This window comes from Exiguobacterium sp. s28, from assembly GCF_018618135.1.
GTDB lineage: Bacteria > Bacillota > Bacilli > Exiguobacteriales > Exiguobacteriaceae > Exiguobacterium > Exiguobacterium mexicanum_A.
In genome coordinates this window covers 128141-140880 of record NZ_JACSLL010000002.1, presented here as the reverse complement: position 1 = coordinate 140880, position 12740 = coordinate 128141, and the positions used below count along the sequence as shown (strand labels likewise).

Annotated in this window: 11 protein-coding genes; all 11 read left to right on the top strand. The window is 57.0% G+C overall.

What is annotated here, in order from left to right; all coding sequences use genetic code 11:
• The first annotated feature begins 15 nt into the window (after positions 1-15).
• The 11 genes from KNP78_RS03060 to KNP78_RS03010 all read left to right on the top strand — a co-directional run bounded on the left by KNP78_RS03060 (position 16) and on the right by KNP78_RS03010 (position 12690).
• Positions 16-1317 carry a uracil-xanthine permease family protein gene (locus KNP78_RS03060; protein WP_214752666.1) on the top strand — a complete coding sequence of 434 codons (1302 nt, stop codon included), beginning with the start codon at positions 16-18 and terminating at the stop codon, positions 1315-1317.
• A 130-nt stretch (positions 1318-1447) separates the two neighbouring features.
• Entirely contained in the window at positions 1448-2353 is a 906-nt protein-coding gene (locus KNP78_RS03055) for an aspartate carbamoyltransferase catalytic subunit (RefSeq protein ID WP_034777100.1), read from the top strand.
• On the top strand, positions 2350-3630 hold the full coding sequence (locus KNP78_RS03050; RefSeq protein ID WP_034777102.1) for a dihydroorotase: 1281 nt from the start codon (positions 2350-2352) through the stop codon (positions 3628-3630). Before KNP78_RS03055 ends, KNP78_RS03050 begins: the two co-directional genes overlap by 4 nt.
• The gene (locus KNP78_RS03045; protein ID WP_034777104.1) at positions 3608-4690 is read left to right on the top strand and encodes a carbamoyl phosphate synthase small subunit; all 1083 of its coding nucleotides are present in this window, start codon (positions 3608-3610) and stop codon (positions 4688-4690) included. Before KNP78_RS03050 ends, KNP78_RS03045 begins: the two co-directional genes overlap by 23 nt.
• Position 4691: 1 nt before the next feature.
• Positions 4692-7895, top strand: coding sequence for a carbamoyl-phosphate synthase large subunit (carB, locus tag KNP78_RS03040; protein WP_034777106.1), 3204 nt, complete (start codon positions 4692-4694; stop codon positions 7893-7895).
• Entirely contained in the window at positions 7892-8611 is a 720-nt protein-coding gene (locus KNP78_RS03035; protein ID WP_034777108.1) for a dihydroorotate dehydrogenase electron transfer subunit, read from the top strand. The genes carB and KNP78_RS03035 overlap by 4 nt, the downstream gene beginning before the upstream one ends.
• Positions 8608-9534 (top strand): dihydroorotate dehydrogenase, encoded by a 927-nt coding sequence (locus KNP78_RS03030; protein WP_034777110.1) that lies wholly within the window; start codon positions 8608-8610, stop codon positions 9532-9534. Before KNP78_RS03035 ends, KNP78_RS03030 begins: the two co-directional genes overlap by 4 nt.
• Positions 9509-10213, top strand: coding sequence for an orotidine-5'-phosphate decarboxylase (pyrF, locus tag KNP78_RS03025; RefSeq protein ID WP_034777112.1), 705 nt, complete (start codon positions 9509-9511; stop codon positions 10211-10213). The genes KNP78_RS03030 and pyrF overlap by 26 nt, the downstream gene beginning before the upstream one ends.
• Positions 10197-10823: an orotate phosphoribosyltransferase gene (gene pyrE / locus KNP78_RS03020; protein WP_034777114.1), complete on the top strand. Its 627-nt coding sequence runs from the start codon at positions 10197-10199 to the stop codon at positions 10821-10823. Before pyrF ends, pyrE begins: the two co-directional genes overlap by 17 nt.
• Before the next feature lie 134 nt (positions 10824-10957).
• Positions 10958-11758: a hypothetical protein gene (locus tag KNP78_RS03015; protein WP_251128431.1), complete on the top strand. Its 801-nt coding sequence runs from the start codon at positions 10958-10960 to the stop codon at positions 11756-11758.
• The gene (locus KNP78_RS03010; protein ID WP_034777117.1) at positions 11755-12690 is read left to right on the top strand and encodes an FUSC family protein; all 936 of its coding nucleotides are present in this window, start codon (positions 11755-11757) and stop codon (positions 12688-12690) included. Before KNP78_RS03015 ends, KNP78_RS03010 begins: the two co-directional genes overlap by 4 nt.
• Positions 12691-12740 lie beyond the last annotated feature (50 nt).

Here is a 12740-nt window from a genome sequence, read left to right as displayed (position 1 = left end):
GAAGGAGAACCACATATGAAACCCATCCTCAACATCCACGAGCGTCCCGCTCACTTACCGCAATGGCTGCTCTTCAGCCTGCAGCACGTCTTCGCCATGTTCGGAGCGACGATTTTAGTCCCGATTTTGACGGGCCTAAGCACGTCCGTCGCCCTCGTCGCTTCCGGTGTGGCCACGCTCTCATTCCTAGCGATTACCCGCTTCAAAGTCCCGACCTATCTCGGGTCAAGTTTCGCCTACATCGCCCCGATCATCGCCGTCAGCCAGCAATGGGGTGTCGAAGCCGCCTTGTTCGGTGGCATCATCGCCGGATCGGTTTACGGTGTCGTTTCGCTCATCATCTATAAGACAGGTGTGAACTGGTTGCTGCGCCTCTTGCCGCCAGTCGTCGTCGGGCCGGTCATCATGGTCATCGGCTTATCGCTCGCACCGGTCGCCATCGACATGTCGATGAACAAAGACGGTGCCTATAATGGAACGTTCATCACCGTCGCGCTTCTCACGCTCGGCATCACGATGTTCGCTATGACGACGCTCAAAGGAGTATGGGGCGCCGTACCGATCTTATTCGGTATCATCGGTGGTTACATCATCGCCGCCCTGTTCGGCATCATCGACTACTCGGCGCTCGGTCAAGCGAGCTTGTTCCAACTGCCTGACTTCACGATGGTGTTCGTCGACTACATGCCGATGTGGCAAGTCGGAGCACTGCTCGCCATCGTCCCGGTCGCGCTCGTCACGATGACGGAACATATCGGCGACCAAATGGTCACGTCAAAAATCATCGGACGCGAAACGATGAAAGATCCAGGTCTCCATCGGACACTCCTCGGCGACGGGGTCGGGAAAGCGGTCGCCTCGGCGCTCGGTGGTCCACCGTGTACGACTTACGGTGAGAACAACGGGGTCATGGCCATCACGAAAGTGTACAGTGTCTACGTCATCGCCGGAGCAGCGCTCATGGCTATCAGCTTTGGTTTCCTTGGTCACGTCGAAGCGTTCATCTCGACGATCCCGAATCCGGTCAAAGGCGGCATCTCGATCCTCTTGTTCGGAGTCATCGCTTCGAACGGTCTGCGGACGATGGTCGAAAGCAACGTCGACCTCGCTGAGAAACGCAATCTCATCATCGCCTCAGTCATCCTCGTCATCGGACTTGGTGGGGCCATGGTCCAACTCGGAAGCTTCCCGGTGCAAGGGATGGCACTCGCCACAGTCGTCGGGATCCTTTTGAACGCCTTCTTGCCGAAAGAAGAAGCGGTCGACGAAGCTGCTGCCGAAACAACTGAAGATACACGACAAGCAAGTAACTTTTAATTCGATCCCGTGAGGTCGGCAAAGTGAAGGCTCGTTTATTTGGGTGTAGTCTACCCAAATGAAGGCGTCCCTTCACGTAGGTGAAGAGACGCCTTTTCTCTTTGCCTTCACACAAAAGGAGGAGACGAACATGAACATCATCAAACAACAACCGAAGCATTTTGTCAGTCTGGATACGCTCTCGCTCGACGAGATCATGGGATTGATCGAGGAGTCGCTACGCTACAAACAAGGGGACATGCCACCCTTGTTCGACGGCAAGACGGTCGCGAACTTGTTCTTTGAAAACTCGACGCGAACGAAAAATTCGTTTCAAATGGCCGAACGGCACTTGAAAGTACAAGAGATTCCGTTCGACGTGGCGACGTCATCGGTGACGAAAGGCGAGACGCTGTACGACACGTGCAAGACGCTCGAGGCAATCGGGGTCGATGCCCTCGTCATCCGCCATCCGGAGTCGGGTTATTACCATGAACTCGTTGAAAAGTTGAACATCCCGGTGTTGAACGGCGGTGACGGGAGCGGGGAGCACCCCTCGCAGTCACTGTTAGACCTCGTCACGATCTTTGAAGAGTTCAAGACGTTCGAAGGGTTGAACATCGCCATCTGCGGCGACCTCGTCCATAGCCGCGTCGCACGTTCGAACGCAAGCGTATTGAAACGCCTGGGAGCGAACGTCGTCGGCTGCAGCCCCGCCTCTTGGTGGGACGAGTCGATGGGGCTCGAGCATCGGGACCTCGACGATGTGTTAGCGGACTGTGACGTCGTCATGCTGCTCCGCGTCCAGCACGAACGCCACATCATGGGCGACATCTTCTCGAAGGAAGATTATCATGCGCGCTACGGGTTGACGCCCGAACGCGTCGACCGAATGAAAGGACGAGCGATCATCATGCATCCGGCACCGGTCAACCGTGACGTCGAGATCGCCGGCAGTTTGATTGAACATCCGAAGTCGAGGATCTTTCCACAGATGACGAACGGCGTTTACGCCCGGATGGCCATTTTAAATCGAGCATTAGGGGGACAATTATGATACTTCAACACGCAACTTGGTATGACGGGAACACGAAACGGACGACGAATCTATTGATCGAGGACGGCGAAATCCGCTCGATCGACTATGACGGCACGACCGAAGGACATGAAGTGATTGATGCGACAGGGAAGCTCCTCATTCCGGGGCTCGTCGATGTCCACGTTCATTTGCGCGAGCCGGGCGGGGAGAAGAAAGAGACGATCAAAACGGGGACCGAGGCGGCTGCGGCCGGCGGGTTCACCACAATCTGCGCCATGCCGAACACACGTCCCGTCCCGGACGACCGGGCGACGATGGACCAGCTCCTGGCTAAAATCGAGCAAGACGCAAGCGTACGCGTCCTTCCATACGCCGCCATCACGAAACGACAGCTCGGCACCGAACAAGTCGACATGGCTTCGCTCGCAGATGCGTTCGCGTTCACCGATGACGGCGTCGGCGTCCAATCGGCGGCGATGATGCGTGAGGCGATGCGGGAAGCGAAACGTCTCGATAAGGCGGTCGTCGCCCACTGCGAGGACAATACGCTCAAGGCCGGTTCGGTCCATGAAGGCCGGTTCAGTGAAGAACACGGCATCCAAGGCATCCCGAGCCTCGCCGAAAGCATCCATATCGCCCGTGACGTCTTGATCGCCGAAGAGACGGGCTGTCACTATCACGTCTGCCACGTCTCGTCACGACAGTCGGTACGTGTCATCCGCGACGCCAAACGAGCCGGCATCCGGGTGACGGCCGAAGTGACACCGCATCACCTCGTCCTCTGTGAAGACGATATCCCGGGCCTCGACCCGAACTTTAAAATGAATCCGCCGCTCCGGAGCCGTGACGACCGTGAGGCGCTCCTTGAAGGCTTGTTCGACGGGACGATCGATATGATCGCGACGGACCACGCCCCGCACACGGCCGAAGAAAAAGCGGCCGGCATGGAACGGGCCCCGTTCGGCATCACCGGATTCGAGACAGCGTTCCCGCTCTTGTACACGACGTTCGTCAAGACGGGTCAGATGGAAGAAGCGGCGCTCATCGACTGGATGACGAAACGTCCGAGCGACGTGTTCGGGTTACCGTACGGTGTGATTGAAGTCGGACGGGCGGCAGACTTTGCCCTCATCGATACGGAGACGGAGCAAGTGGTCGATCCGACGACATTCCGCTCGAAAGGAAAAAACACACCGTTCGCGGGGATGAAACTGGTAGGCTGGCCGGTCATGACGATCGCGGCTGGAAAAATCGTATATAAGGGGAGATTCGATGAAACGAACATTATGGCTTGAGGACGGCACTTCATTTGTAGGAACAGCATTCGGCGCAGACGTCGAGACGATCGGGGAAGTCGTCTTTCAGACCGGGATGACCGGGTATCAGGAGATGTTGTCGGACCCATCGTACTGCGACCAGCTCATCGTGCTGACGAACCCGTTGATCGGCAACTACGGCGTCAACCGGGAAGATTTTGAGACGACCGTACCGATGGCGAAAGGACTCATCGTGAAAGAAGTGTGCGATTTGCCTTCGAACTTCCGCTCGACCGCAACGCTCAGCGATACGCTTCTCCGCTTCAATATCCCAGGTCTAGCAGGGGTCGACACGCGGATGTTGACGCGTCATCTCCGCTCACGTGGCGTCATGCGCGGCGTCATGGTCGATGGGGAATCGACGTGGGCATCGGTCCAGGATCGCTTTGACGTCCTTCTTCCGACCGATCAAGTCGAGCGCGTCTCGACAAAGCGGGCGTATGTCAGCACGGGCCGCGGGCCGCGTATCGCCCTGATCGACTTCGGTGCGAAGCTCGGCATCATGCGTGAACTCGTGAAGCGCGACTGTGAAGTCGTCGTCTTGCCGCACGACGTGACGGCCGACGAAGTGATGCGCTATGAACCGGACGGCGTCATGCTGTCGAACGGACCGGGGGACCCGAAAGACGTCCCGACGGCGTTGCCGCTCATCGAGCGCCTCATGCCGACACTCCCGATCTTCGGGATCTGTCTCGGCCATCAGTTGATCGCACTCGCGAGCGGGGCCAATACGTTCAAACTCCCGTTCGGCCATCGCGGCGCCAACCATCCGGTGCTCGAACTTGAGACCGGCGCGGTGACGATCACATCCCAAAACCACGGCTACGCGGTCGATGAGGCATCACTCGCGACGACCGGACTCGTCGTCACGCATCGCGCCGTCAACGATGGCACGGTCGAAGGGGTGAAGCACTTGCATCATCCGACGTTCTCGGTCCAATACCATCCGGAAGCGGCACCGGGTCCATATGACGCCAACGACTTATTTGACCGCTTCATGCAGATCGTCCAAGAAAACAAACAGAAAGTAGGAATGTGACATGCCAAAACGACCAGATATTCAGAAAATCCTTGTAATCGGATCCGGCCCGATCGTCATCGGACAGGCGGCAGAATTTGACTATGCTGGTACCCAGGCGTGTCTCGCCTTGAAAGAAGAAGGATACGAGGTCATCCTCGTCAACTCGAACCCGGCCACGATCATGACCGACCCGACGACGGCGGACCGCGTCTACATCGAACCGCTCGAACCGGAGTTCGTCGAGCGGATCATCCGTCAAGAACGTCCGGACGCGCTCCTCGCCACACTCGGCGGGCAGACCGGCCTCAACTTGGCGATGGAACTCGACCGCCGCGGCGTGCTTGAAGATTGCGGCGTCGAATTGCTCGGGACGAAATTATCGGCCATCGAACAGGCTGAGGACCGGGAACAGTTCCGCGACCTCATGTATAAACTCGGGCACGGGGTCCCGGAAAGCGAGATCGTGCAGTCACTCGAGTCGGCTTGGGGCTTTGCGGAACGAATCGGCTACCCGATCATCATCCGTCCGGCGTACACACTCGGAGGAACCGGTGGCGGGATCGCCCATGACCGGAATGAATTTGAGCAGTTCGTCGAATCGGGGCTGAAAGCGAGCCCGGTGACACAAGTGTTGCTCGAAAAATCGATCGCTGGCATGAAAGAAGTCGAGTATGAAGTGATGCGCGATTCGAGCGACCAGGCGATCATCGTCTGTGCGATGGAAAACTTTGATCCGGTCGGGGTCCATACGGGCGACTCGATCGTCTTCGCACCGACACAAACACTGTCTGACCGCGACTATCAGATGCTTCGCAGCGTCTCACTCGACATCATCCGCGCCCTCGGCATCGAAGGCGGATGTAACATCCAATTCGCCCTCGACCCGGACAGCTTCACGTATTACGTCATCGAGGTCAATCCGCGTGTCTCGCGCAGTTCGGCGCTCGCCTCGAAAGCGACGGGGTACCCGATCGCCAAGCTGGCTGCGAAAGTGGCGGTCGGATACAAGTTGTCAGAACTGAAGAACCCGGTGACGGAGACGAGTTACGCCTCGTTCGAACCGGCGCTCGACTATGTCGTCGCCAAAATCCCGCGCTTCGCCTTCGATAAGTTCGAGACGGCTGATCGTCGCCTCGGCACGCAGATGAAAGCGACCGGGGAAGTGATGGCGATCGGCCGTAATTTGGAAGAAGCACTCTTGAAGGCCGTCCGTTCGCTCGAACTCGGGACAGAAGACTTGGCCGTGCCACGCCTCGCGCAACTCAGCACCGCGGAGCTCGACCGCGAGCTGACGACACCGACGGATGAGCGGTTGTGGATGCTCTATGAGGCGCTCCGCCGCGGCTACTCGACAGAACAGTTGCATGAGCTGACAAAAATCGATCGTTTCTTCTTATCGAAACTCGCTCGGATTTGGCAACAAGAAGAGACGCTTCAGCATGAACCGCTTTCGAAAGAACGCCTCATCGAGACGAAACGTCTCGGCTTCAGCGATAAGATGATCGCCCGAATCACGAATGAGACTGTGGAGACGGTGACATCGCTTCGGAACGACTGGGGCATCCGCCCGGTGTATAAGATGGTCGACACGTGTGCGGCCGAGTTCGCTTCGGAGACGCCATACTTTTATGGGACGTACGAAGTCGAGAACGAGGCCGTGAAGACGGACAAACCATCGATTCTCGTCCTCGGTTCGGGACCGATCCGGATCGGGCAAGGTGTCGAATTCGACTACGCGACCGTCCACTCGATTCAGACGATCCGTGACGCAGGCTACGAAGCGATCATCATCAACAATAACCCGGAGACGGTGTCGACCGACTTCTCAATCTCGGACCGGCTCTACTTCGAACCGCTCACGACCGAAGACGTGCTCGAGGTCATCCGCAACGAACAGCCGCTCGGCGTCATCGTCCAGTTCGGCGGCCAGACGGCGATCAATTTGGCGGCCTCGCTCGAAGCAGAAGGGGTCCAAATTTTAGGGACGTCGCTGGAAGATATCGACCGCGCCGAAGACCGGAAAGCGTTCGAAGCGACGCTCTCGGCCGAACGACTCGCCCAACCGCCGGGCAAGACGGCGGTCACGGTCGAAGAGGCCGTCGCTTGCGCCGATATGCTCGGTTATCCGGTACTCGTCCGTCCGTCATACGTGCTCGGAGGCCGGGCGATGGAAATCGTTTATGAGCGCTCGGAGCTCGAACGGTATATGCGCCACGCCGTCGTCGCCTCGAAAGACCGTCCCGTCCTCATCGACCGCTACTTGACGGGCATCGAGATTGAAGTCGATGCCATCTGTGACGGGACCGACGTCTATATCCCGGGCATCATGGAACATATCGAACGGGCCGGGGTCCACTCGGGTGACTCGATCGCCGTGTATCCGCCGCAACGATTGAGTGAGGCATTGAAAGAAAAAGTCGTCGACTACACGATTAAACTCGCCAAGGCGTTCCGAATCAAAGGGTTGCTCAATATCCAGTTCGTCTACGCGGACGACTTATATGTCATCGAGGTCAATCCGCGGGCGAGCCGGACCGTCCCATTCATCTCGAAAGTGACGGGCCTGCCGATCGCGCGCATCGCCACGCAGACGATTCTCGGGACGAGTCTTAAAGATTTAGGGTTAGGGACCGGCCTGCATCCAGAAGCGGACGCGATTTCGGTCAAAGTGCCAGTGTTCAGTTTCGCGAAATTAAAAGAAGTCGATCCGTCGCTCGGGCCGGAAATGAAATCGACCGGTGAAGTCATGGCGACAGACCGTACGCTCGAAAAAGCACTGTATAAAGGGCTCGTCGCCGCCGGCATGACGATCGCCTTGAAAGGGAATGTCCTATTGACGGTCGCCGACCAAGACAAGGAAGAGGCGCTCGACATCGCCCGCCGTTTCAATCGACTCGGATTCCGCCTGATGGCCACGTCCGGTACGGCGCAGGCGCTCTCAGCAGACGGCCTACCGGTCCATCCGGTCGGGAAGATCAATGAGTCTGGTGAGACGATGCTGAGCGTCATCGAACGAGGAGAAGTCGACATCGTCTTGAACACGACGACGCGTGACGCCCTCGCGACGAAAGACGGGTTCATCATCCGTCGGGCCGCGGCCGAGCAAGGCGTGCTCTGCCTGACGTCGCTCGATACGGTCAAGGCGCTGCTCCAAGTCATCGAGAGCCTGTCGTTCCAAACAACGAGTTTGCCGGCGTTCACGACATTCGGGGTGACCGTATGAGACAACTCGCGACCATTTTATCGAACCGATTGATCGCGACAGCGACGATGGAGATGAAAGTCGAAATCGCACCGCAAGAAGTCGCGCCGGGCACGTTCTTTCACGTGAAGACGTCAGAGCTGTTGCGCCGGCCGCTCTCGGTCGCGAACGTCGAAGGCAACGTCGTCACGTTCCTGTATAAAGTCATCGGCAGCGGGACGGCAGATTTGGCCGCTCGTCGGACGGGAGACGTCTTGGACGTCCTCGGACCGCTCGGCAACGGTTTCCCGCTCGAGCAAACAGGCAAGCGTGTCGTCCTCGTCGGTGGGGGCATCGGGGTGCCGCCGCTCTACTACACGCGGCGTCTGCTCGCCGCACGCGGGATTGAGACGGTGGCGATTCTCGGGTTTGATACGAAAACGAGCATTTTTTATGAAGACGCGTTCCGTGAACTGGGGGAGACGATCATCACGACGGTCGACGGAACGTATGGGGAAATGGGATTTGTGACCGGCCCGCTCGCGCGGGTCGAGGCCGATGTGTTGTTCAGCTGTGGACCGGAACCGATGTTGAAGGCAGTCGCCGCATCACATATCGAAGAGCGATATATCTCGATCGAGAATCGGATGGGGTGTGGCATTGGCGCTTGTTTCGCTTGCGTGTGCGAAGCGCCAGGCGGTTACGTCAAAGTGTGCAGTGACGGACCGGTATTTCGTGCGGAAGAGGTGACGCTATGAGATTACACGTCGATTTGCCAGGCTTACAGTTGAAAAATCCGATCATGCCGGCGTCAGGCTGTTTCGGATTCGGTGAAGAGTTCGCCAAACTCTATGACTTATCGATATTAGGCGGTATTATGATTAAGGCGGCGACAGGCGAGTCGCGATTCGGCAACGGCACGCCCCGTGTCGCTGAGACGGCGCAAGGGATGCTGAATGCCATCGGCCTTCAAAACCCAGGTGTCGACGCCATCATCGAAGACAAGCTTCCGTTCCTGTCGGGATTTGATACCGAGATCATCGCCAACGTGGCCGGCTCGACGCCAGAAGAGTATATTCACGTCGCCCGCCAGATGAGTGCCGACCCGACCATTAAAGCGCTCGAGCTGAACATTTCATGTCCGAACGTGAAGTGCGGCGGGATGCAGTTCGGGACCGATCCCGAGATGGCGGCCGAATTGACCCGGCTTGTCAAAGCGGCGTCAACGAAACCGGTTTACGTTAAACTATCACCGAACGTCACGTCGATCACGGCGATGGCCAAGGCGGTCGAAGCGGCCGGTGCCGACGGGATCACGATGATCAACACGCTCGTCGGGATGCGCATCGACGTCACGACCGGGCAACCGATTCTCGCCAATCGAATCGGGGGCTTGTCTGGCCCTGCCGTCAAACCGGTCGCCATTCGGATGGTGTATGAAGTCGCTCAGGCCGTCGATATCCCGATTATCGGGATGGGCGGCGTGCGGACGGTGGACGACGTATTAGAGTTTATCTACGCAGGTGCCTCAGCGGTCGCGGTCGGAACGGCCAATTTTGAGAACCCGTACGTCTGTCAAGAAATCATCGAAGCGTTGCCGGGACGACTTGACGAACTTGGCATCGATCACATTTTAGACATCAGGGGGAAAGCTTATGAACAGACTGTATCTCGCGCTTGATGTCGAGACGGGCGCCGACGCGTTCTGTCTATTGGAACGAATCAATCAGAAACCAGCCGTCAAAGTCGGGATGGAGCTGTTCTATCGGGAAGGAGGGCGTTTTGTCGAGCAACTCGTCGACAATGGATACCCCGTCTTTTTAGACATCAAAGTCCACGACATCCCGGAGACGGCACGGCGGACGCTCCGTCAAATCGGCCGCCTCGGCGTCGAGTTGACGAACGTCCATACACTCGGCGGCGAGACGATGATGCGCTACGCCTTAGACGGCTTACGTGATGTGACCGATACGACGAAATTGATTGGGGTCACCCAGTTGACGTCGACCGATGAACGGATGCTTTCTGAAGAATTAAACATCAAAGGCGGTCTGGAGCAGGCCGTCCTTCGCCAGGCAACCATGGCCGGTCGGGCCGGACTCGACGGGGTCGTCGCGTCCGTGCATGAGGCCCGCGCGATCCACCAAGCACTCGGCTCTTCATTTTTGACCGTGACGCCGGGTATCCGGATGAACGAGACAGTAGACGATCAAGTCCGGACCGCCACACCAAAAGCGGCGCGTGAGGCCGGCGTGTCGGCCATCGTCGTCGGCCGGCCGATCACTCGGGCTGAAGACCCGAACGCCGCATATGAATACTACTTACAGGAATGGAGTCGAACTTATGAGACAAATCGCTGAAGCTTTATTACAGATCGAGGCCGTGACCCTTTCTCCCGAGAACCCGTATACATGGTCGAGCGGGATGAAGAGTCCGATTTATTGTGACAACCGTTTGACGCTCAGCTATCCTGACGTCCGCAATCTCATCATCGATGCGCTCGTCGAAGCGATCCGTCCGCTCAACGCCGATGTCATCGCCGGGACAGCGACAGCGGGAATTCCTCATGCGACGCTTGTCGCCGACCGGCTCGGTTTGCCGCTCGTCTACGTCCGTTCGAGTGCGAAAGGACATGGGAAAGGGAATCAAATCGAAGGTCGGTTCGAGCCTGGCGCTCGTGTCGTCGTGATTGAAGACTTGTTGTCGACCGGTTCATCGAGCATCGAGGCCGCCAAAGCGATCCAGAAAGCGGGCGGGGAAGTGATCAAGATTCAAGCGATCTTTTCCTACAGTCTGAGCCGTCTTCACATCAATTTGTTGGACTCCGGTTTCACTGCGCACGCGCTGATCACACTGTTGGATGTGCTCGACGTCGCCGTCAAGAAGCGCATCATCAGTAAAGAAGAAGCTGCTACTTTACGTGACTGGCGGAATGATCCGACAGGTTGGAGCGCTCGTGTCACATCGTAATCTACCTTTCTAAGAATCCACCTCCGGGCGGATTCTTTTTCAATTGGTAACATGGCATACTGAACGTGTTAGAATAGGGAAAGCAGTTAATAAAGGAGATGTGTATGGCGTATTCTAGAATGAAGGGAAAGTCCTTGAAAGCTCGCTTTCAAGCGATCCCGAAACATCGTAAAATCGCGTTCGGACTCGTCCTCACCGTCTTGCCCCTCATTTTTTTCTTGAATTTATTCATATTCAGCCATGTGTTGGCACTCGGGGACACGTACGAGGACCGATACCAGATGAAGAGGCTTCGGCTCGAGACGGCGCATGGCAACGTCGAATTTGTTCGGAGCACGAATGAGAAGGTTCAGATTGACGTGTTGCAGACGAACTCGAAAGAGCGTCGCATCAAAGTCAAGTCGGTCGGCGACACAATCTCGGTCGTCGAGCGGTATGGCCAACTGAGTCAATTCGGCAGCCGGGCGAGCGATGAGCCGTCCCGCTATAAAATTCGCGTCGCCTTGCCGAGCTCGATGACGTCAATCGATGTCGAGGCCGAGCAAGTGACGGGACAAGGATTGATCGCCAAGACGATCATCTTGGAGGCGAACGCAGTCAATGTAAAGAAACTCGAAAGTGATCGACTTCGTGTCGAGACGCGGAGTGATGCGACACTAGAGACCGTCCGGGTCGTCACGGGAAATATCCGCTCCTATCGGAATGCGACCGTGGGTGACATCGTCGTCAATCAAAGCTTGACGGTTCAGACCGAGGCTGGGACGCTCGCCTACGAGCCGCGCAATGCGACCGGACAAGTGAACGTCACCACGTCCGGCAACGTGACAGCATCCGAGCGGTTCAAGGAAATCGGGGGCGGCGTGTATCATCTGTCGAACTCGAACCGACCGAATATCGAACTCATTTCCGAGACAGGAAAGGTCGAACTTAAATGATCAACAAACGTTACATCCCTAAAGTCGGACTCCGGACATTAAAGACGGGGATTGCCGTCGCCATCACGATCGCCTTGTCGTGGTACGTGTTTGGCATCTATTCAGGCATGGGGGCCATCGCGGCCGTCGTCGCGATGCAACCGACCGTGAAACGGTCATCAAATATCGTCTTCAGTCGAATCTTCGGGACGATTGTCGGGCTCATGTGCGGTCTCTTGATCGTCTACGCGTTCGGGGTCAACCCGATCTCGATCGGGCTCGCCGTCATCGTGGCGCTCACGCTCAACACGACGTTCGATAAGACGCACATGTCGACGTACGCGGCGTTCGCAATCGTGCTCATGCTCGAGAACCCGACGACCGACTTCTTCCATTATGCGTGGACCCGTTCGCTTTTGACGGCCGTCGGTGTTTTCGTCTCGCTCGGAGTGAACTATGCGTTCCTGCCGCCTCGTTATGAAGATCGGTTGCTCAGTGAGATTCGAAAGACATCGGCCTACATGTTCCACCATTGGCGCGAACTTGTCGGATCCCCATCAGAATTGCTCGAGACGCGGGCCCGCATCCTCGGGCATCAGGAGCTGCACATGATGCTACAAGAAGACATGAAAGTGACGAACGTGACATTGAAGCATTTGACGATCAAACAGTATCGTCTATTGATTCACCTTGAGGACAAGCTCGTCTTGCTGCTCGAGAGTCTCGCCGAACACCGTGAGGCACTATTGTTGATGGGTGAGGAAGAGCGCCGGGCGTTCGAATCCGAGTTTTTATATCTCCTTGCGCATCATCACGACATCCTCTACACGTGTGACAAGCCGTATTCGCTGTTCACGTTGCCGCACGAGGATTTATCCGTTTCTGAAATCTTACACGGGCACTTGCTCGACTATCATGAACAGCTCGAAGCGTTCAAACATAATCCGAAATGAAGCAAGGCCCCGTTTTAGCGACGGGGCCTTGCTTCATGATTGATTGAGAG